The 20,213-nt window shown below is 63.4% G+C and carries 18 protein-coding genes; 5 read left to right on the top strand and 13 right to left on the bottom strand.

The window, feature by feature from the left end:
• Positions 1–84: 84 nt before the first annotated feature.
• Positions 85–1,125 (bottom strand): flagellar motor protein MotB, encoded by a 1,041-nt coding sequence (gene motB, locus N5D53_RS12360; RefSeq protein WP_104962649.1) that lies wholly within the window; start codon positions 1,123–1,125, stop codon positions 85–87.
• A 3-nt stretch (positions 1,126–1,128) separates the two neighbouring features.
• Positions 1,129–1,980, bottom strand: a complete 852-nt coding sequence (gene motA / locus N5D53_RS12365) for a flagellar motor stator protein MotA (protein WP_003249507.1) — start codon at positions 1,978–1,980, stop codon at positions 1,129–1,131.
• A 130-nt stretch (positions 1,981–2,110) separates the two neighbouring features.
• Here motA and N5D53_RS12370 point away from each other — a divergent pair, with 130 nt between their 5' ends.
• From N5D53_RS12370 to asd, 3 genes are read left to right on the top strand one after another with little or no spacing between them, the layout of a single operon-like run.
• Positions 2,111–3,646 carry an HDOD domain-containing protein gene (locus N5D53_RS12370; RefSeq protein ID WP_010955488.1) on the top strand — a complete coding sequence of 512 codons (1,536 nt, stop codon included), beginning with the start codon at positions 2,111–2,113 and terminating at the stop codon, positions 3,644–3,646.
• 44 nt (positions 3,647–3,690) lie between these two features.
• Positions 3,691–4,500: a rhodanese-like domain-containing protein gene (locus N5D53_RS12375; protein WP_223843578.1), complete on the top strand. Its 810-nt coding sequence runs from the start codon at positions 3,691–3,693 to the stop codon at positions 4,498–4,500.
• A 9-nt stretch (positions 4,501–4,509) separates the two neighbouring features.
• Entirely contained in the window at positions 4,510–5,373 is an 864-nt protein-coding gene (gene asd / locus N5D53_RS12380; RefSeq protein WP_279840374.1) for an archaetidylserine decarboxylase, read from the top strand.
• 75 nt (positions 5,374–5,448) lie between these two features.
• Here asd and serB read toward each other — a convergent pair whose 3' ends face one another.
• Positions 5,449–6,663, bottom strand: coding sequence for a phosphoserine phosphatase SerB (serB, locus tag N5D53_RS12385; protein WP_019437570.1), 1,215 nt, complete (start codon positions 6,661–6,663; stop codon positions 5,449–5,451).
• Between the two features lie 134 nt (positions 6,664–6,797).
• On the opposite strand from serB, the gene N5D53_RS12390 reads away from it, so the two are divergent.
• A complete protein-coding gene (locus N5D53_RS12390) occupies positions 6,798–8,255 on the top strand; it encodes an AhpA/YtjB family protein (protein ID WP_104962651.1) in 1,458 nt (485 codons plus the stop codon).
• Between the two features lie 415 nt (positions 8,256–8,670).
• On the opposite strand, the gene N5D53_RS12395 is transcribed toward N5D53_RS12390, so the two are convergent.
• From N5D53_RS12395 to N5D53_RS12435, 9 genes are all read right to left on the bottom strand, one after another.
• On the bottom strand, positions 8,671–9,381 hold the full coding sequence (locus tag N5D53_RS12395) for an ABC-type transport auxiliary lipoprotein family protein (RefSeq protein ID WP_019437569.1): 711 nt from the start codon (positions 9,379–9,381) through the stop codon (positions 8,671–8,673).
• Positions 9,382–9,553: 172 nt separating this feature from the next.
• Positions 9,554–11,812: a DNA topoisomerase IV subunit A gene (gene parC, locus N5D53_RS12400; RefSeq protein ID WP_010955494.1), complete on the bottom strand. Its 2,259-nt coding sequence runs from the start codon at positions 11,810–11,812 to the stop codon at positions 9,554–9,556.
• Positions 11,813–11,825: 13 nt separating this feature from the next.
• Positions 11,826–12,344 carry a TIGR02281 family clan AA aspartic protease gene (locus N5D53_RS12405; RefSeq protein WP_279840375.1) on the bottom strand — a complete coding sequence of 173 codons (519 nt, stop codon included), beginning with the start codon at positions 12,342–12,344 and terminating at the stop codon, positions 11,826–11,828.
• Positions 12,341–13,327, bottom strand: a complete 987-nt coding sequence (locus N5D53_RS12410; RefSeq protein ID WP_104962653.1) for an esterase-like activity of phytase family protein — start codon at positions 13,325–13,327, stop codon at positions 12,341–12,343. The genes N5D53_RS12405 and N5D53_RS12410 overlap by 4 nt, the downstream gene beginning before the upstream one ends.
• On the bottom strand, positions 13,324–15,228 hold the full coding sequence (parE, locus tag N5D53_RS12415; protein ID WP_010955497.1) for a DNA topoisomerase IV subunit B: 1,905 nt from the start codon (positions 15,226–15,228) through the stop codon (positions 13,324–13,326). Before parE ends, N5D53_RS12410 begins: the two co-directional genes overlap by 4 nt.
• Before the next feature lie 35 nt (positions 15,229–15,263).
• A complete protein-coding gene (locus N5D53_RS12420) occupies positions 15,264–15,872 on the bottom strand; it encodes a YqiA/YcfP family alpha/beta fold hydrolase (protein ID WP_003249484.1) in 609 nt (202 codons plus the stop codon).
• Between the two features lie 131 nt (positions 15,873–16,003).
• The gene (cpdA, locus tag N5D53_RS12425; RefSeq protein WP_014859643.1) at positions 16,004–16,804 is read right to left on the bottom strand and encodes a 3',5'-cyclic-AMP phosphodiesterase; all 801 of its coding nucleotides are present in this window, start codon (positions 16,802–16,804) and stop codon (positions 16,004–16,006) included.
• A gap of 85 nt (positions 16,805–16,889) precedes the next feature.
• Complete coding sequence (locus N5D53_RS12430) at positions 16,890–17,342, bottom strand: DUF1249 domain-containing protein (RefSeq protein WP_003249480.1); 453 nt, start codon at positions 17,340–17,342, stop codon at positions 16,890–16,892.
• Complete coding sequence (locus tag N5D53_RS12435) at positions 17,333–17,950, bottom strand: NUDIX domain-containing protein (RefSeq protein WP_003249478.1); 618 nt, start codon at positions 17,948–17,950, stop codon at positions 17,333–17,335. The genes N5D53_RS12430 and N5D53_RS12435 overlap by 10 nt, the downstream gene beginning before the upstream one ends.
• A gap of 185 nt (positions 17,951–18,135) precedes the next feature.
• Here N5D53_RS12435 and N5D53_RS12440 point away from each other — a divergent pair, with 185 nt between their 5' ends.
• Positions 18,136–18,882, top strand: a complete 747-nt coding sequence (locus N5D53_RS12440; RefSeq protein WP_104962655.1) for an RsiV family protein — start codon at positions 18,136–18,138, stop codon at positions 18,880–18,882.
• Here N5D53_RS12440 and cytX read toward each other — a convergent pair.
• Positions 18,851–20,134, bottom strand: a complete 1,284-nt coding sequence (cytX, locus tag N5D53_RS12445; RefSeq protein WP_279840376.1) for a putative hydroxymethylpyrimidine transporter CytX — start codon at positions 20,132–20,134, stop codon at positions 18,851–18,853. The two genes, N5D53_RS12440 and cytX, sit on opposite strands and share 32 nt — an antisense overlap.
• Between the last annotated feature and the right edge of the window lie 79 nt (positions 20,135–20,213).

Raw genomic sequence — 20,213 nt, forward strand, 5'->3', positions numbered from 1 at the left:
GGCTTCGCGGGTAAACCCGCTCCTACAGTGATCGCGCCAACGTTCAGGTGTTGGGTAGCACAGGTGCCCACACAGAAAAGCCGCTTACTGCTCCTTGGCTTCATCCATCTTCAGCGTGCCATCTTCAAAGATGTTCAGCTTCTGGCGCAGCTCGCGCGGTTGCATCGGTGGCTGTTCAGTTGCCCCTGGGGCAGCCGGTGCCGAAGCCCCTGGCGCTGCACCACTGGCTGGCGCTGCAGGAGCAGTTGGCGCAGCTGGCGGTGTTTCCGGCGCACCCTGCTCACCTTCGATATTGCGCTGGGCTTTCTTGGTCAGCACGATGATGTCGATACGGCGGTTGACCGGGTTGAACGGGTCTTTGCGGTCGAACAGTGACGACGAGGCGTACCCCACCACCCGTGCCACCTGGCCATCCGGGTAACCACCCGCCACCAGGGCGCGCCGCGCGGCGTTGGCTCGGTTGGCCGACAGCTCCCAGTTACCGTACTCGCCAGTGCCGGCATACGGCTTGGCATCGGTATGGCCGCTGATGCTGATCTTGTTCGGCACCGCCTTGATGGTGTCGGCCATGGCCAGCAGGATATCTTCGAAGTAGGGCTGAAGGCGCGCGCTACCGATGTCGAACATCGGTCGGTTCTCGGCATCCATGATCTGGATGCGCAGGCCGTCCTGGGTGATCTCGAACAGGATCTGGTCCTTGAACTTCTGCAACTGCGGGTTCTCTTCCACCTTGTTCTGCAGTTCCTGCAGCAACAGCTCCAGACGCTCGCGCTCGACCTGCTCGGCCATGGTCTCGACCTGGTCCTTGCTCAGCTGAGTGGGGGACTGCTGCGTCGGCTCGGTCTTCACTTCCGGATTGATGGTTTTGTCCGGCGCCATCTCCGGTGAACCACCCAGGTCGATGACATAAGGCGTGCCACTCTCGGAGAAACCGATAGGGTCCTGGAAGTAGCCGGCAATGGCGATCTTCTGCTCAGGCGTGGCCGTGGACAACAGCCACAGCACCAGGAAGAACGCCATCATCGCCGTGGCGAAGTCGGCAAAGGCGATTTTCCAGGCGCCACCATGGTGGCCGCCGCCAAAGCGCTTGACGCGCTTGACGATGATGGGCTGATTGTTCTCCATGACTCAGCGACCGCGAACCGCTTGTTCCAGTTCGGCGAAGCTTGGGCGGTGCTTGGGGTACAGCACCTTGCGCCCGAACTCGACCGCCAGCGAAGGTGGCATGCCCGACGCCGAGGCCACCAGCGAAGCCTTGATCGATTCGTAGAGGTTCAGTTCTTCCTTGGCATCGTGCTCCAGGCACTTGGCCAAAGGGCCGAAGAAACCGTAAGCCGCCAGAATACCGAAGAAGGTACCCACCAGCGCGGCACCTACGTGCATGCCGATGGCCGCCTGGTCGCCATCGCCCAGCGAGGCCATGGTCACCACGATACCCAGTACCGCCGCAACGATACCGAAGCCGGGCATACCGTCGGCGATGCCGGTCACCGCGTGGGACGGGTGCTCCAGCTCTTCCTTCATGCTCAGCAGTTCCATGTCGAACAGGCCCTCGAGCTCGTGCGGGGCCATGTTGCCGGTGGACATGATGCGCAGGTAATCGCAGACGAACGCGGTCATGCGCTCATCGGCCAGTACCGTCGGGTACTTGGCGAAGATCGGGCTGGCAGCGGCGTCCTCGATGTCGGCCTCGATGGCCATCATGCCTTCGCGACGGCTCTTGTTGAGGATTTCGTAAACGAGGCCCAGCACCTCCAGGTAGAAGGCATGGCTGAAGCGCGAGCCGAACATCTTCATCGACTTCTTGATGACGTGCATGGTCATGTGGCCAGGGTTGGCCTGCAGGAATGCACCAAAGGCCGCACCGCCGATGATCAGTACTTCGAACGGCTGGATCAGCGCTGCGATCTTGCCGTGGGAGAGCACGTAGCCGCCGAGCACGCTCGCGAATACGACGATGATGCCGATAATTTTAGCCATAGGTTCAAAGCACTTGCTGTCGTGGTCAGGGTAAGAGACGGGAGCTTTAAAACTCTTCTTCTACTTATCGGCAGAACTGCGCCAGACTATAGCCACTCAATGCGAAAAGCCAGTTCGGACTGATGTCAAAATGCCAATTGAAACCAAGGTGCCCACTCAGGCCCCGCGTACGCTAGAGGCCTGGGTAAAGCTGCTCGAGAGTGTTCGCATCCCCGTGCCGAAGCACAGCTACGACCGGGTCATGGCTGCCATCCACGATAGCCGCCGCTCGCTGCGCGACATCGCCGAACTGATGCAGGATAGCCCGGCACTGGTGCTGTCAGTGATGCGCGAAGCCAATCACCCCACCAATGCCAGCCTCGCCGAACCCGCCGAAAGCCTGGAGGTCGCTCTCAACCGCCTGGGCCTGGAGCGCAGCGAGCAGCTTCTCAAACGCCTGCCGGCGCTGCCCGTGGAGGAAATTCCGCCGGTACTGTGCCAGTTCCAGATGATCAGCCAGCATGCGGCACAGCAGGCCAGCGGCCTGTTCGCCAGCCGCCTGGCACGGCTGTGGCAAGAGATTCACTGGGGCAGCCTGCTGTTCCTGTCGCCACTCTGGCCACTGGCACTGGCCTACCCCAAGCTGCTCGACACCTGGGAGCTGCGGGTTATCCACAAAGGTGAAGACGCCGCCCACGTCGAGGAAGAACTGTTTGGCGTGCGCATCATGGCGCTGTGCCAGACCATGGCCGAGTATTGGCGCCTGCCCCAGTGGGTCACTCAGGGTTATCGCCTGCTGCTGGAAGAGCGCGAGCAACTGGCCCAGGTGCTGAATATCGCCCGCGACGAAGACCTGCTCAGCCAGCAGCACCGCATGGACGCCGAGCCCGGCCTGCGGCGCTGGTTCAACCAGCCGGCCAATACCGTACTGCTGGCCAACAACCTGGCCCTGGCGGCACAGGTCGGCTGGGACAACCCGCACCTGCTGCGCTGGCAACTGCTGACCGCGCTGTACCTGCAAACCTCGCTGGAAGACGTGCAGCAGCAGGTGCACCAGCAGGCGGCCGCCAGCGCCCGCCGCCACGCCCGGCACGCCCTGTTCCACCCGGCCGAGGCCTTGATCTGGCCGTGGCACCAACGCCGCCCTCACCCGGACATGCTGGCCCCGCCACCGCCCAGCAGCGACGACCTGGCACGCTGGCGCACATTGTGCCAGCACCTGCTGGCCCAACCCAGCCCGTTCACCAACGCCGTGCACCTGGCCACCCAGGCCCAAGAAGCCCTGCTGGCCTGCGGCATGCAACGCATCATGCTGCTTAGCCTGGACAAGGCCAGCGACTACCTGCGCGTGCAGCAAATTGCCGGCCTGCCCAAGGAGGCCGGTGCCCTGGCCCTGCAGGTATCGCAGAACAAGCTGCTGCAAAAGCTGCTGAGTCAGGCCGGGCAGCTGCGCATCACACCGGAAAACCACAGCCAGTTCTCGGCGCTGTTGCCCGCCCCGCTGCGCACCTTGTTCCGCAGCGAACATGTACTGCTTCGCTCGCTGGCAGCCAACGACCAGGTGCTGATGCTGCTGGTGGCCGACCAGGGCTGCCGGCCTTTGGCCGATATCAGCGTGCAAGCCTTCGGCAAGACCGCGCAATGCATCGAGCGGGCCTTGTCGGTGTTTACCAACCGCAAGGGTTGAGCCTTGCGCTACAATCGCCCCTCTTTCCACACTGGAGACCGTGGATGACCGACTTTTCCGGCCTGCCCCTGGTGATCGAAGCTGCAGACCTGCTGCCACGCCTGGATTCGCCGCAGCTGATCCTGGTCGACCTGAGCAGCGCCAACCGCTATGTCAGCGGGCATATCCCCGGCGCGCGCTTTGTCGAAGGCAAGCGCACCCAGCTCGGCCAGCCCCCGGCGCCCGGCCTGCTGCCAGCCCTGGGCGAGCTCGAAAAACTGTTCAGCGAACTCGGCCACCGCGCCGATGCCGTGTATGTGGTGTACGACGATGAAGGCGGCGGCTGGGCCGGGCGCTTCATCTGGCTGCTCGATGTCATCGGCCACGAGCGCTACCACTACCTCAATGGCGGTATTCAGGCCTGGCCGGCAGACAAACTGTCCACCGCAGTGCCTGCCATTGGCAACGCCCCGGTGCACCTGCACATAGACAGCGCACCCACTGCCACCCGCGAGTACCTGCAAAGCCGCCTGGGCGCCGATGACCTGGTCATCTGGGACGCACGCGGCCCGCAGGAATTCAGCGGCGAAAAAGTGCTGGCAGCCAAAGGCGGCCACATCCCCGGCGCGATCAACTTCGAGTGGACCGCCGGCATGGACCTCAACGACCACCTGCGCATTCGCCAGGACATCAAACAAGTCCTCGAGCAACTGGGCATCACCCCTGACAAGGAGGTGATCACCCACTGCCAGACCCACCGCCGCTCCGGTTTCACTTACCTGGTGGCCAAGGCCCTCGGCTACCCACGCGTCAAGGCCTACGCCGGCTCGTGGAGCGAATGGGGCAACCACCCGGACACGCCTGTAGAAGTCTAAGGAACCTGCATGAAATCCCGTCTGTTCATCATCAGCCAGTACCTGCTGCCGCACCACCTGCTGTCGCGGCTGGCCGGCTGCATCGCCGAGTGCCGCGTGCGCTGGTTCAAGAACGCCTTCACCGCATGGTTCGCCAAGCGCTACCAGGTCAACATGAGCGAGGCTCTGGTCGAAGACCTGAGCGCTTACGAGCACTTCAATGCGTTCTTCACCCGCGCCCTGAAACCTGGTGCCCGTCCGCTGGACGAAACCCCGGGCGCCATCCTGTGCCCGGCCGACGGTGCGGTCAGCCAGCTCGGTCCGATCGAGCACGGCCGTATCTTCCAGGCCAAAGGCCACGGTTTCAGCGCGCAAGAGCTGCTGGGCGGTGATCCGGCCATGGCCGCGCCGTTCATGGGCGGCGAGTTTGCCACCATCTACCTGTCGCCCAAGGACTACCACCGCGTGCACATGCCGCTGGCCGGCACCCTGCGCGAAATGGTCTATGTGCCGGGCCGCCTGTTCTCGGTCAACCAGACCACCGCAGAGAATGTTCCCGAGCTGTTCGCTCGCAACGAGCGCGTGGTCTGCCTGTTCGATACAGAGCGTGGGCCAATGGCTGTGGTACTGGTCGGCGCGATGATCGTCGCCTCGATCGAAACGGTATGGGCCGGGCTGGTCACGCCGCCCAAACGTGAGCTGAAGACCTTCCGTTACGACGAAGCCAGCCGCACGCCGATCCACCTGGAGAAAGGTGCCGAACTAGGCCGCTTCAAGCTGGGTTCGACCGCCATCGTGCTGTTCGGGCCGGAGCAGGTGAAGTGGGCTGAGAGCCTGGGTGCGGGCTCTGCAGTTCGCATGGGGCAGCAGCTGGCGACGCCTGCGCAGGCTTGATTCGAGCCATATGAAAAGGCCCTGCATATGCAGGGCCTTTTTCGTTGGGCCGCCTTGCGGCCCCGGATTCACGGATCAGCCGCGGGCGTCGCGATCACGCAGGCCCAGCAGGTACAGCACCCCGTCCAGCCCCAAGGTGGAAATCGCCTGCTTGGCCGACTGGCGCACCAGCGGCTTGGCACGAAACGCCACGCCCAACCCGGCCAGCGACAGCATCGGCAGGTCATTGGCGCCATCGCCCACGGCGATGGTCTGCTCCAGTTGCAAGCCTTCGTCACTGGCCAGCTTCTTCAACAAATCGGCCTTGCGCTGGGCATCGACAATCGGCTCAACAGCCACGCCCGTCACCTTGCCATCGACCACTTCAAGTTCGTTGGCGAACACATAGTCGATACCCAGGCGCGCCTGCACCTGACGGGCGAAGTAGGTAAAGCCACCGGACAGAATCGCGGTCTTGTATCCCAGGCGCTTGAGCTCGGCAAACAGGTTCTCGGCACCCTCGGTCAGGCGCAGCGATGCCCCGATCTCGTCCAGCACCCCCACATCCAGGCCCTTGAGCAGTGCCATGCGCTCTTTGAAGCTGGCGCGGAAGTCCAGTTCACCGCGCATGGCGCGCTCGGTGATCGCCGCCACCTGCTCCCCCACACCCGCCGCCTTGGCCAGTTCGTCGATGACTTCGGCCTCGATCAGCGTGGAGTCCATGTCGAACACCGCCAGGCGGCGGTTGCGGCGGAACAGATCGTCCTTCTGGAAGGCGATGTCGACGCTCAGCTCTTCAGCCAGGGCAAAGAAGTCGGCACGCAGGGCCTGGGCATCGCTCGGCACGCCGCGCACGGAGATCTCGACGGCTGCCTTGCCCTTGTCGATTTCGGCATCCAGTGCCACCCGGGCCGACAGGCGCTCGATACGCTCGATGGTCAGGCCGTACTGGCTGATCACCGCACTCACCCGCTGCAGCTGCTCGGGTGTGATCTTGCGGCTGAGCAGGGTAACGATGTGGCGCGCTTCGCCATGCCCATCGGCCCAATGCTGGTAGTCCGCCTCGGAAATCGGCGTGTAACGGGCCTGCAGGTTCAGTTCGTGGGCTTTGGCCTGCACGCTTTGCAACAGCGCGGTAGCCACTTCGTTGTCCGGGATGTCGACCAGGATGCCAAACGACAAGGTGCCGTGCATGACCGCCAGGCCGATGTCGAGGATACTCACACCGCCCTGCAGCAGGACGCCGGTGATAGCCGCAGTGAGACCGGGACGGTCCTCACCGGTGATGTTGATCAGGACGATTTCGCGCACAACCTGGCTCCGACTTCGATGAAAAATGCGCATTCTACCGATTTTCCATGACCATCGGGCGCCAACGATACTTTGCCGACAAAACCCGGCTCGCTATACTCCCCCCACTTTCATGCCATTAAGAGCCGAGCTCTGTGAACCGGCCCACGCCAGTCAAACCAGACAATTTCTTCCTGATGATCTATCGCGCCCTGAGTCAACGTCGCGTGCCGCTGGCACTGCGCATCGCCTGCACCAACATTTTCCTGGTGGCGCTGGCGCTGGTGATCTACGCCTGCGTGATGGGCCTGCAGTTCAAGCAGGCCATGCATGAGCAGGCCGATGCCTTGGGCCAGAGCCTGACCACCCAGACTGCAACATCGGCCACCGAGCTGCTGGTGTCCAACGACATCCTCAGCCTCAACGTGCTACTGGGCAACCTGGTTAAAAACCCGCTGGTGGCCCATGCGGCAATCTACAGTGTGGATAACCGCATCCTCGCCGAAGCTGGCCAGCGCCCGCGCAACAGCCTGCTGGGCGAGGCCGAAGGCCTGTACCAGACCAAAATCACGTTCCAGGACGTGACGGCCGGGCAGCTGCGCATAAGCCTGGACATGAGCCAGTTCCAGCAGCCGATGCTGATCAGCCTGCAGAGCATGGGCATTCTGGCCGCCATCCTGCTTACCCTGGCCTTGGCCCTCAGCTTGCGTCAGGGTCGCTTCATCACCCTGCCACTGCTGCAGCTACGGGTATGGCTGCGCGACCCGCAGCCCTATACCCCGGCCACCGACCGCCAGGACGAGATTGGCGACATCGCCCGCCAGCTGCATGCACGCCTGGCCCCGCCTCCGCCCCCGGAGCCGGAGCCCGAGGAAGAAGACGACGAGCAGTTCGACGACCTGCACGCAGCTGCCCCGGCACCCAAGGCCGCACCGCGCGCCAAGGTTGCCCTGGAAGACGAGGATGACGACGAAGCCTTCGCCGGCCTGCTGGACGACGACACTGCCCCCAAAGCCGCCGCAGAGGTCGAGTCCGACGAGCCGCAGTACAGCGCCGTGCTTGCCGTGCAGCTGGGCTCGCAGGAGCAACTGCGTCGCCTGCCACGCACACGCCTGGCCGAGCTGACCGAGCGCTACCGTGATTGCCTGGAGCACGCGGCCTCGCTATACGACGGCGAAACGCACACGCTGAACGACGGCAGCACCCTGGTGCTGTTCCACAGCCGCGAGTGTGGCGAGGACTACCTGACCAACGCCATTTGCTGTGGCGAACTGTTGCGCGCCCTGGGCCACGCCCTGCAGATCGAGGTAGCTGACAGCGGCATTACCCTGCAACTGCAGCTAGGCCTGGTCTTGGGCAACGACCTGCATGGGCTGGAACTGGTTGACCTGCTGATGGCCGAGAAGGTCCAGGATGCCCTGGCGTTGTCGCAGCACAGCCGCAACCTGTTGCTGGTGGAGCGGCAGATCAACGATGACGCCCTGATCCGCCAGCGTGCACGTATTCGCCCGATCGCCAGCCCCGAAGGCGCCTGCTGTGTGGAGCGACTGATGGAGCCCTACCCGTCAATGCTGGAACGGCAACTGGCGCGCATGCATGAGCACCGCGCCTGACAGGTAGACGCACATCTACAGCGCATGTTTTGAGCCAGGCTGGTTTCCTTGCGATCACCTGCCTGGCGCAAGATCCAGCCAATAGCGCAAACCCCCGGTAGGAGCGGGTTTACCCGCGAATACGGTAGCGGCGGCAACGGTGAACGGCGGGTAGAAATTGGCCACCAGGGCCGGCCTCTTCGCGGGTAAACCCGCTCCTACACGGCGGCCTGCGTCCACCCCCCGATGTGTGTCCACCACCAATCTGCGTAGGAGCGGGTTTACCCGCGAATACGGTAGCGGCAGCAACGGTGAACGGCGGGTGGTAATTGGCCAGCAGGGCCCGCCTCTTCGCGGGTAAACCCGCTCCAACGAAGACCAGCAGATACAAAAAAGCCCGCAGCGAATGCGGGCTTTGTCGTATCTGGCCGTTTGATCAGAACCGATAAACTTCCATATCGGTGCGAATCGGCGAGGCCATCGGGATTTTGGGTTTCTCCGGCCCCTTCTTCACCTGCGTCGGTGCAGCGGGCTTTTTCGGTGCCTCTTCGGCAATCGCCGGCTGGTTGGCCAGCGGCTTCACCGCTGTGCTCAGCTGTTCGGCCAGCTTCTGCAGCAGTTGGCCCTGAGCCTGCACCTGCGACGACTCACTGCCCTCGTGCTGCTGCTCGAGGTGGATGATACGGTTGTCACGCACATGGCCACGGCGGTCAAGCAGACGCCACTGGGCATCCAGGATGGCCGGCTGGTTCTTGCCAGAATCCAGGCGTGTGATCGACAACAGCACTTGTACGTCCGGGCTGAAGCCTGCGGTCGCCGGGGCCAGTACTACGCGTTGGCTGTCCAGGCGCCAGGCCAGTTGACGCACCAGCAGCTGGTCGATATCCGATGAAAGGCTGCCAGCCCAACGACCGTCGGTCGCCGCGCTCAGGCTGCCATCAGGTTGACGCTGCAGGAATGTCTCACGCTGAAGGTAATCGGCCACCGAGACCGGGCCGAGTACCACGGCCATGCCCGCACTCTGCGACGGCTGGCCAGGATCACCACTGTCGAGCTGATACAGGGCAACCGGCTGATGCATGGTGCACCCGCCAAGGCCCAGCAGGCCAGTCATCAACAGCGCAAATGGAAGGCGCAGAAATTTCATCATCCCATCCAGGCGGCTGCCACAAGGCACACCGCAGTGATACATGTATATTCAAACGGGCACACGGCCACGCCGGCACCGCAAGGGGCATATCATCCGCGAAATAACCGTCCGACTCCAGCATTTCTGCCCGAAACGGCGTTGAAATTGCCGTTCCAGACATTACAACCGGTTATGTCGGCACTTCCACCTGCAACCCATCGACACGCTGGAACCCGCGTGGCAGCTTGCTGCCGCGCCGACCGCGCTCGCCCTTGTAGTGCTCCAGGTCGTCCGCCTTCAAAGACAGGGTACGCTTGCCGGCCTGCAATACAAGGGTCGCGCCTTCGGGAATCACGGCCAGATCGGTAACAAATTCTTCACGGCTGGCCACCCGGTCACCCGGCACGCCAATGATCTTGTTGCCCTTGCCTTTACCCAGTTGTGGCAAGTCGCTGACCTTGAACACCAGCAGGCGGCCTTCGGTGGTCACTGCCGCCAACCAATCCTGCTCGCGATCGGCCACTGGGCGCGGGGTCATGACCTTGGCCCCGTTGGGCAAGCTGAGCAGGCCTTTGCCGGCCTTGTTCTTGGCCTGCAGGTCTTCACCCTTGACCACGAAGCCGTAACCGGCATCCGAAGCCACCACGTACAGCGCATCGTCGTCAGGCAACAACACACATTCGAAAGTCGCCCCCGGTGGCGGCGTCAGACGGCCAGTCAGCGGCTCGCCCTGGCCACGCGCCGATGGCAGGCTGTGGGCGGCCAGCGAGTAGCTGCGACCGGTGGAATCGATAAGCACGGCAAACTGGTTGGAACGCCCGGCCGCAGCAGCCTTGAAGCCGTCGCCGGCCTTGTAGGAAAGGCCAGTGGCGTCGATATCGTGGCCCTTGGCGCAGCGCACCCAGCCCTTCTCCGACAGCACCACGGTGACGGGCTCGGTCGGCATCAGCTCGTTTTCCGACAGGGCCTTGGCTTCGGCACGCGCTACGATCGGCGAGCGACGATCATCGCCATAGGTTTCGGCATCCTTGATCAGCTCGCTGCGCACCAGCTTGCGCAGTTTGGCCTCGCTCCCCAGCAAGGCCTGCAGCTTGGCTTGCTCCTTCAGCAACTCATCCTGCTCACCGCGGATCTTCATCTCTTCCAGGCGCGCCAACTGCCGCAGGCGGGTCTCGAGGATGTAGTCGGCCTGGATCTCGGTCAGCTCGAAACGTTCGATCAGGGCCTGCTTGGGATATTCCTCGGTACGGATGATGTGGATCACTTCATCCAGGTTGAGGAATGCAGTGAGCAAACCGTCCAACAGGTGCAGACGCTTCTCGACCTTATCCAGACGGTGCTGCAGGCGGCGACGAACGGTATTGGTGCGGAACTCCAGCCACTCCACCAATAGGGTTCGCAGGTTTTTCAACTGCGGCCGGCCGTCCAGGCCGATGATATTCACGTTGACCCGGTAGGTGCTTTCCAGGTCGGTGGTAGCGAACAGGTGCTGCATCAGCTCGTCGACATCGACGCGGTTGGATCGCGGGATGATGACGATACGGCACGGGTTCTCGTGGTCCGACTCGTCGCGCAGGTCGGCGACCATCGGCAGCTTCTTGGCCTGCATCTGCGCGGCAATCTGCTCCAGCACTTTGGCCCCGGAGACCTGGTGCGGCAGCGCAGTGACGACGATGTCGCCATCCTCGACGCGGTACACGGCGCGCATGCGGATCGAGCCGCGGCCGCTTTCGTACATCTTGAGAATTTCAGCCCGCGGCGTGACGATCTCTGCCTCGGTAGGGTAATCCGGCCCCTGGATGTGCTCGCACAACTGCTCAATGGTTGCCTTGGGCTCATCGAGCAGTCGCACACAGGCACTGGCCACCTCTCGCAGGTTGTGCGGCGGCACGTCGGTGGCCATGCCCACGGCGATACCGGTGGTACCGTTGAGCAGGATGTTGGGCAGGCGCGCAGGCAGCACGGCTGGCTCCTGCAACGTGCCATCAAAGTTCGGCACCCAGTCCACGGTGCCCTGGCCGACTTCGCTGAGCAGCACTTCAGCGTAACGCGACAGCCGCGCCTCGGTGTAGCGCATGGCGGCGAACGACTTCGGATCATCCGGCGCACCCCAGTTGCCCTGGCCATCGACCAGGGTGTAGCGGTAGCTGAACGGCTGCGCCATCAGCACCATGGCCTCGTAGCAGGCCGAATCGCCATGGGGATGGAACTTGCCGAGCACGTCACCGACGGTACGTGCCGACTTCTTGTGCTTGGCATCGGCATCGAGCCCCAACTCGCTCATGGCGTAGACGATGCGTCGCTGCACCGGCTTCAGGCCGTCGCCGATGTGCGGCAAGGCACGGTCCATGATCACGTACATGGAGTAGTTGAGGTAGGCCTGTTCGGTGAAGTCAGCCAGCGAGCGGCGTTCGACGCCGTCCAGGCTGAGTTCCAGTGAGTCGCTCATGCGGGCCTCGTCATTATTTCAGGTTCTGGCGCAGCAGCATGGTGCCACCGCGCTGGGTAAATTCAAGTTGTTGCAGGGCACTCATGCCCAGCAGTACGGTGGACCCATCAAGGCCCGGCACCACGATGGCGCGTACGTTCTGCAGGCGGATATCGCCCAGTTGCAGGCTGGTCAGGCGCGTGCGGTAGCCTTCGGTGCGGCCGTTGGCGGTGCTCAGTAGCACCGGGCTACCGCGCTCCAGGCTCAGTTCATGAACCAACGCCTCCGGGATCGCCACGTCGGTGGCGCCGGTGTCGAGCATGAAATGCACCACCTGGCCGTTGATGGCACCATCCACCACGAAGTGGCCCTGGCCATTACTCAGCAGGCGAACTTCGATAAAGCCTTGACCATGCTCGGATTGCACCTGGCGGTTGGGGTTACGCTGGCTGTCTTCCCACTGGCCGAAAAAGCGCGTGGCAAGAAACAGCGCCGCCGCCCAGGCGACGATCATCAGTAACTTGCCCGCGCGCTTGCCCGGCGCCTGGCTCATGGTTTGGCGCTCCAGCCGCCTTCAGGTGCGTCGAAGCGCCAGACGACCGGGCGGGTTTCACCATCGGCACGGGCGCCGTTGTTGTTGTCCAGGCCAATCCAGGCGCCCTTGGCATCGATCACCAGTGCTTCGGCCAGGCCAAACGGCTGCGCGTAGCGCCGTGACTCGACCAGCGCATCAGCAGCGAACGACCAGCAACGCTCGACCTTGCCACTGTCGACATCACGTCGGCACACCCGGTAGGCGTTACGTTCGAGGGTAAACAGCTTGCCCTCGAACCAGGCCAGGTCAGCGAAGTCGCGCGACAGGGCCCTGGCATTGGGCATCTGCGCGGGTTGCATTTCGACCCCCGCCTCGCTCAGCAGCACGCAACCACGCCCGCAGGTCCAGACCGACTGCTGGCGCTCGATGGCCACCAGGCCACGGCGCTCACGCTCGGCAGCCAGCCACAGGCGGTCACCCGCCGGGTTGATCGCCAAACCTTCGAACAGGGCATTGAAGTTCAGCAGCATGCCGCTTGCCCGGGCCTGGCGCACCATGGCCGAGTCGATCCTCAACCAGTCCGGCTCGCCTTCCAGCGGCAATTGCAGCACCGCGGCATGCGCCTCGCTGACCAGATAGAGGTTACCCGCCTGATCACAGGTGATACCTTCGAAATCCAGCTCGCCACCGCGAATGTACGATGCCGCCCAGTTGCGCGACTTCAACCCCCATGGCAGGCCGCTTTCCGGGACAGCTGGCGGGGTGAAGGTAAGCGGCTGCGCGCGCCAGGTGGGGTTCTGCTGATCGAAGCGGTAGATACGGTCGTCGTCACGGTCGGACACGCCCCACAACCCACCCCGGCATTCCACCAGCCCCGACAGGTTGCCACCGCGCATACCGTCGATCGGGTGCTCGGCTGTCATCTTCAGCTCTGGCCAGTTGCCCGCCAGACAAGGCAGGGCAACCAGCGCCAGGCAAACGGCAAGTACTTGCCGAATCAAACCATGACCTCGGCCAGGTTGCCCTTGGTTTCCAGCCAACTCTTGCGGTCACCGGCGCGCTTTTTGGCCAGCAGCTTGTCCATCAGCTCGCAGGTGGCCTCTACGTCGTCCAGGGTCAGCTGCACCAGGCGCCGGGTGTTCGGGTCCATGGTGGTTTCGCGCAACTGCGGCGGGTTCATCTCGCCCAGGCCCTTGAAGCGTGTTACCTGCGGCTTGCCGCGCTTCTTCTCGGCCACCAGGCGGTCGAGGATGCCGTCACGCTCGGCTTCATCGAGCGCGTAGTAGATTTCCTTGCCCAGGTCGATGCGGTACAGGGGCGGCATGGCCACGTAAACATGCCCAGCCTCGACCAGTGTCCGGAAGTGTTGAACGAACAGCGCACACAGCAATGTGGCGATGTGCAGACCATCGGAGTCAGCGTCGGCGAGGATGCAGATCTTGCCATAGCGCAGCTGTGCAAGGTCGGTTGCACCCGGATCGACGCCAATGGCCACGGCAATGTTGTGCACTTCCTGGCTGGCCAGGACTTCGCCACCGTCCACTTCCCAAGTGTTGAGGATCTTGCCGCGCAGCGGCAGGATGGCCTGGAATTCCTTGTCCCGCGCCTGCTTGGCCGAACCACCGGCCGAGTCACCCTCGACGAGGAACAACTCGGCACGCATCGGGTCCTGGCCTGCACAATCGGCCAGCTTGCCGGGCAATGCCGGGCCCTGGGTGATGCGCTTGCGCTCGACCTTCTTGCTGGCCTTGAGGCGGCGCCCGGCGTTGCTGATGGCCAGTTCTGCCAGTTGCATGCCCAGCTCGGGGTGGGCGTTGAGCCACAGGCTGAAAGCATCCTTGACCACACCGGAGACGAACGCGGCCGCCTCGCGTGATGACAGGCGCTCTTTGGTCTGCCCGGAGAACTGCGGGTCCTGCATCTTCATCGACAGTACGAAGGTGATGCGCTCCCAAACGTCTTCCGGTGCCAGCTTCACCCCGCGCGGCAGCAAGTTGCGGAACTCGCAGAACTCACGCATGGCATCCAGCAGGCCTTGGCGCAGGCCGTTGACGTGGGTGCCGCCCTGGGCGGTGGGGATCAGGTTGACGTAGCTTTCCTGAATGCTGTCGCCGCCTTCGGGCAGCCACAGCAAAGCCCAGTCAACCGCTTCCTTGTTACCCGCCAGGCTGCCACAGAACGGCTCGTCGGGCAGGCGCTGGAATTCGTTGACCGAGTCGACCAGGTAGGAGCGCAGGCCATCCTCGTAGTGCCATTCCACCTTTTCGCCGCTGGCCTTGTCCTCGAAGCTGACCAGCAGCCCCGGGCACAGTACCGCCTTGGCCTTGAGCACGTGCTTGAGGCGGCTGATGGAAAACTTGGGCGAGTCGAAGTACTTCGGGTCGGGGCTGAAGTACACGCTGGTGCCGGTGTTGCGCTTGCCGACCGAGCCGACCACTTCCAGCTCGCTGGCCTTGAAGCCATCGGCAAAGGTCATCTGGTATTCATTGCCGTCACGCTTGACGCGCACACGCACCTGCGTCGACAGGGCGTTGACCACCGAGATACCCACCCCGTGCAGGCCGCCGGAAAACTGATAGTTCTTGTTGGAGAACTTGCCGCCGGCGTGCAGCTTGGTGAGGATCAGCTCGACCCCGGACACGCCCTCTTCCGGATGGATGTCCACCGGCATGCCGCGGCCGTCGTCGCTGACTTCCAGCGAATGGTCGGCATGCAGGATGACCTGCACCGAACGCGCGTGGCCGGCCAGTGCTTCGTCGACACTGTTGTCGATGACTTCCTGGGCCAGGTGGTTGGGGCGGCTGGTATCGGTGTACATGCCCGGCCGCTTGCGGACCGGATCAAGGCCCGAGAGGACTTCGATGGCGTCTGCGTTATAGGCGCTAGCGCTGGGATTGGCCATAGGGTCTCGTCGTCAGTCTGGTGAATGCAAAAAAGTCAAAATACAGAAAAATCGAGCGCCGCATACTGCCCACGGGCAATGCCAGCGAAGGCCAGCAGCGCCGGCAGGCGCTCGGCGAAGCCCTGGAAGCTGTGGTCGCCACCGGCCTGGATACGCAGGGCACAAGCACGGTAATAGCGCTCGGCGTGTCGATAGTCCAGGGTTTCATCGGCGGTCTGCAGCCACACTTGATAGCGGTCGGCATCGGCCGGGGCCGCGACTTCCAGCTCGGCCAGGGCCTGCACGTGATCGTGGGTCAGCTCCCAGGTTTCACCGCTGTAATGATTGCGCTGGGTGCCCAGGTAACCGTCGAAATGCTTGTGCGGGGTTACCGCCGGGTTGACCAGCAGGGCCTTGAGGCCATGGCGCTCGGCTAGATGGGTGGCATAGTAGCCGCCGAGCGAACTGCCAACCAGCAGTGGCGCCCCCAGTTCGGCGATGGCCGCTTCGAGCTGGACCATGGCTTGCCGTGGGTGGTGGTGCAGGGCCGGCACTCGCAGCTGGTCGGCCAGGCCGAGCTGCTGCATGACTGCCTCCAGCTGACGCGCCTTGGTCGAAAGCGGCGAGCTGTTGAAGCCATGGATATAGAGGATGGAACCCGACATGCTGCCCCCGGAATCTGTGGCTTCGCGCCTGGTAATGCGGGCGCAGGGACGCGCAGTGTAGCGCGTTCGCCGGGTTTTGACGCAGTGCCACGGATTTCGCAATACATTTCCGGCAGGCTGACGTGGCCTGCTCAATACCCTGGGCTGTCGAAGTCGAGCTGCACCTCGAAATCCAGCGCCCGCTCCACCCCGGTCTCCAGCCGCCCGTCGGCATGCAGGCGCAACCAGCGGTACCCCGGATGCTCTTCGCTCACCTGGAAGTCTTCGCTGCGCGCCGCGAACTGAATGCAGGTCGACGGCGTGGCCAGCAGGCGCCGCCCCTCTCGGACCTCATCCCATTCCTGATGCACATGCCCCCATAACAAAGCCCGCACCTGTGGATATCCTTCAACGATATCGAACAGCGCCTGGGCATTGCGCAAGCCGATCGGCGCGATCCAGGCGCAGCCGATGTCCACTGGCTGATGGTGGAAGCACACCAGGCAATGCCGCTCGCCGGCCTCTTTCAAGGCGGCTTCCAGTACGGCCAGCTGGTCATCTTGCAGAAACCCGTGGGTAGCACCCTGCACGGCGGTGTTGAGCATGACCACCCGCCACGCGCCGATATCGGTCACCGCCTGCACCAGTTCCGGCGCCACCTGCGCCATCACCTGAGCTTCGTCATGGTTACCCGGCAGCCAGCGAGTGGGTACGGCAAACGGTGCGGTCAGCTCCCGAAACGCTTCATAGGATGCCACGCTGGCATCCTGGGACAGGTCGCCCGTGCACAGCAGCAAGTCGACAAGCGGCTGCTCGCGCCGCACCTGGGCCACCACGTGGCGCAGGCTGTCTCGGGTCTTGAGGCCCAGCATGCTGCCAGCCGGGTCGGCGAACAGGTGGGCATCGGTCAGTTGCACCACATGCACGGGGCGGGATTGATCTGGCGGCGACAACGGCCATCTCCTCGAATGGATTCAGCGGGAATTATGGCTGTGCGACGGTGACGAGCAAACACCCGCAACCGACTCACGTCACAATTCAGCGAACACTTGCCAGTTCGTGGCCGCAGGCCAGGCAGTGGCTGAGCCATTCACCCAGGAACAGGTTGAGCTGGGCCTTTTCGTCCGGCTGGTGCATGGCATCGTTCGGATACGGGTAGATGCTGCGCAGGCGCCGGGTGTGTTCGGCGCTGACCACTTCGGCCATGCGCGCATCGTGATACACCTGCACTTCCAGGTGTGGCACTGGCAACCACGGCAGGCTGTGTTCCTGCCGCACATGCAGGGTGGTGGTATACGGGCAGGCCAGCACCACGTCGAGCACCAGCACGCCAAGCATCTGGTCACCCTGGGTCATGCCGATGCGGCGCGAGCTCTGGGTGGTGCGCATGTCGGGCAACAAGCGCATCAGCCGGGCATAGTTGGCCTCGCAGGCTGCCTGCAGCCCGACCAGGTCAACTCGATAGCGCTCGCGCAGCAGGTTCACTTCCACATACCTCTTACTTCGTCACGGTTCAGCGCCAGCCATTGCAGGCCAATGATGGTGGCCGCATTGCAGATGCGCCCGTCGCGCACTGCCTGCAGGGCATCCTCGAACGCCCACACGCGTACGCGAATGTCTTCGCCCTCTTCCTCCAGGCCATGCAGCCCTCCCGCGCCCTCGCTGCTGCAACGGCCGAGGAACAGATGAACGTATTCGTCACTGCCGCCAGGCGACGGGAAGTAGCGGGTCATCGGCCACAGGGCGCTGAAGGTCAGGCCGGCTTCTTCTTCAGCCTCGCGATGGGCGACTTCCTCGGGCTGCTCGTCTTTGTCGATCAGCCCGGCAACCATCTCGATCAGCCAAGGGTTGGCGACCTTGTCCAGGGCGCCCACGCGAAACTGTTCGATCAGCACCACTTCATCGCGCGCAGGGTCGTACGGCAGCACGCATACCGCATCGTGGCGCACAAACAGTTCGCGACTGATCTCGCGCCCCATGCCCCCGGCAAATAGCTCGTGGCGCAGGCGTAACTTGTCGAGCTTGTAAAAGCCCTGGAAGCAATTGGCCCGCTCGATGATTTCGAAGCCCTTGGGCACGGCGTTCAACGCGTCTGACATGGAAATCCTCATTACCTCGAATACTGCTTCGCGCCATCCTACTCCGCACGCCTGTTGGTTTCACCCCTTTCCAGCAACCGCTGGCGCACTCGGGACAGCAGCCCTTCACTCTGTTAGCTTAGTGGCGAACTGAAGGCCGCGCAGACGGTCAAAGGCCGACTTTTCCCTGTTCTGCAAGGATCATCATGACACTTGTCAAACTGACTTCCGTGGCCGTGCTGGCGCTCGCGCTGTGCGCCTGCCAGAGCCTGTTCACGCCCAACTACCGGGCCCCGCTCGAGGTCAAGCGCGACGCCTGGGAGCATGTCAAACCCGGCTGCAGCGAGAGCGACTGCCCGCTGGTGAACATCGACATGATCCACTTCCCGGCCCTGCCCAAGCTCGACGGCATCGTCGAAAAACGCCTGCTGCAACTGACCGAAGACAATCAGCATGGCACCGCACCAGCCACCCTGCAGGCCTACGAACAGCAATATCTGGCCAGTGCCGACAAACGTAACAGCAGCTACTTGCAAGCCAAGGTACGCGAGCAGCATGACGGGCTGGTGATCATCGAGTTGTCCAGCTACCTGGACAGCGGTGGCGCCCACGGCATGCCCGGGCGCGGCTTCATCAACTATTCACGCAAGCTGGACAAGGTGCTGACCCTGCAGGACATGCTGGTGCCCGGCCAGGAAGACACCTTCTGGAAAACCGTCGAAGAATCGCACCGTGCCTGGCTGATGAGTGTGGGAATGGACAAGGATGCCGAGTTCGTCAAGACCTGGCCGTTCAAGAAATCGCCGCACGTCGCCCTGACGTACGGCGCGGTAGTGGTCAAGTACGAGGTCTATGCCATCGCGCCCTATTCCATGGGCCACGTGGAACTGAAGATCCCCTACCCGCGCCTGAATGGCGTACTCAAGCCTGAACTGTTTCCCGGCCGCGGCTGAGGCTTAGCAGCCCATGCAGCACACCTGCCATCAGCAATGCGGGCAGGGTAGCGCCCAGTTCCGGCGCCTTGGCGGCAATCAGGTGATAGGCCACCGCCCCGGCAAACCAGGCCACCAACGCCTGCCAGTGCAAGCCATTGACCTGCGCTGGCAGACGGCGTCGACGGACCACGTAGTGGTCCATCAGCACCACGCCGAACAGCGGCGCGAACACCGAACCGATCAGCAACAGGAAGTTTTCGTACTGTGCCAGTGGCGCCAACAGGGCGATCAGGGTGCACAACACGCCGATGGCCAACGCCAGGTGCTCGACCTTCAGCGGTATAAGCACACCGGTGGAAACCGCCGCCGAGTGGATGTCGGCGAAGGCCTTTTCCGACTCGTCCAGCAGAATTAGCAGCAGCGGGATCCCCATACCGGCGCCCGCCAGGGCCAGCAACAGCGCATTGACTTCGCCACTGGCGGCGAACGCCAGCGTGTAGGCCACGCCCAGGCTCATCAGCCAGGTGTTGCCAATGAAGTAGCCAACGACCGTGCCGCCGAACACATGCTTGCCATTGCGGGCAAAGCGCGAGTAGTCAGCGATCAGCGGCAGCCAGGACAGCGGCATGGCGATGACGATATCGAAGCCAACCGCCAGCGACATCGAACCATCCCCGGCACGGTTCCACAGTTCGGCCAGGTCGGCCTTGGCGAACAGGTTCCAGGTCAGCCACAGGCAAGCGCCCAGCAACAACCAGATACCCCAGGCGCGCAACACCTTGCGCACGAAGGCCAGTGGCCCGCTGACGGCCAACAGGGTGGCCAGGGCACCAAAACACAGGGTCCAGAGCATGGGGCTGTTCCAGGCACTCTCCTCACCGAACGCCCGCGCCCCCAGCAAGCTGGCGGCATCGCGCATGACGATGATCTCGAAGGCGCCCCAACCCACCAGTTGCAGCAAGTTGAGCAGCGCCGGCAAGCGCGCGCCATGGCTGCCCAGGCTAAGTTTCAGGGTGCCCATGGCAGACAGGCCGGTGTCGCTGCCGATAACCCCGGCGGCGCCCAGCAACAGCACACCGACACCGGTGCCCAGGGCGATGGCCAACACTGCGCCAGCAAGGCCCAGGCCTGGCGCCAGCATGGCACCGACCTGCAGCACCATCAGGCCGATGCCGAGGGAAAACCACAGTGAAAACAGGTCGCGAGCACCGAAGATGCGCTGCTGGATGGGGATTGGATGGTCGGGAGAGAACTGGCTGGGTGATGTCATTGTCATGTCCGCAGGAATGATGGTGAGTGGCATGCACCACCCTGTGGGAGCGGGCTTGCCCGCGAACACCGGCAAAGCC

The sequence above is a fragment of the Pseudomonas sp. GD03862 genome (genome assembly GCF_029840855.1).
Lineage (GTDB): Bacteria > Pseudomonadota > Gammaproteobacteria > Pseudomonadales > Pseudomonadaceae > Aquipseudomonas > Aquipseudomonas alloputida.

Coding starts and splice junctions, on each gene's coding strand:
- N5D53_RS12395 (WP_019437569.1), bottom strand. CDS start 9,381: ATGAAATTTCTGCGCCTTCCATTTGCGCTGTTGATGACTGGCCTGCTG.
- N5D53_RS12370 (WP_010955488.1), top strand. CDS start 2,111: ATGCCAATTGAAACCAAGGTGCCCACTCAGGCCCCGCGTACGCTAGAG.
- motB (WP_104962649.1), bottom strand. CDS start 1,125: ATGGAGAACAATCAGCCCATCATCGTCAAGCGCGTCAAGCGCTTTGGC.
- motA (WP_003249507.1), bottom strand. CDS start 1,980: ATGGCTAAAATTATCGGCATCATCGTCGTATTCGCGAGCGTGCTCGGC.
- N5D53_RS12435 (WP_003249478.1), bottom strand. CDS start 17,950: ATGTCAGACGCGTTGAACGCCGTGCCCAAGGGCTTCGAAATCATCGAG.
- N5D53_RS12440 (WP_104962655.1), top strand. CDS start 18,136: ATGACACTTGTCAAACTGACTTCCGTGGCCGTGCTGGCGCTCGCGCTG.
- N5D53_RS12375 (WP_223843578.1), top strand. CDS start 3,691: ATGACCGACTTTTCCGGCCTGCCCCTGGTGATCGAAGCTGCAGACCTG.
- parC (WP_010955494.1), bottom strand. CDS start 11,812: ATGAGCGACTCACTGGAACTCAGCCTGGACGGCGTCGAACGCCGCTCG.
- N5D53_RS12405 (WP_279840375.1), bottom strand. CDS start 12,344: ATGAGCCAGGCGCCGGGCAAGCGCGCGGGCAAGTTACTGATGATCGTC.
- N5D53_RS12420 (WP_003249484.1), bottom strand. CDS start 15,872: ATGTCGGGTTCCATCCTCTATATCCATGGCTTCAACAGCTCGCCGCTT.
- asd (WP_279840374.1), top strand. CDS start 4,510: ATGAAATCCCGTCTGTTCATCATCAGCCAGTACCTGCTGCCGCACCAC.
- parE (WP_010955497.1), bottom strand. CDS start 15,228: ATGGCCAATCCCAGCGCTAGCGCCTATAACGCAGACGCCATCGAAGTC.
- cytX (WP_279840376.1), bottom strand. CDS start 20,134: ATGACATCACCCAGCCAGTTCTCTCCCGACCATCCAATCCCCATCCAG.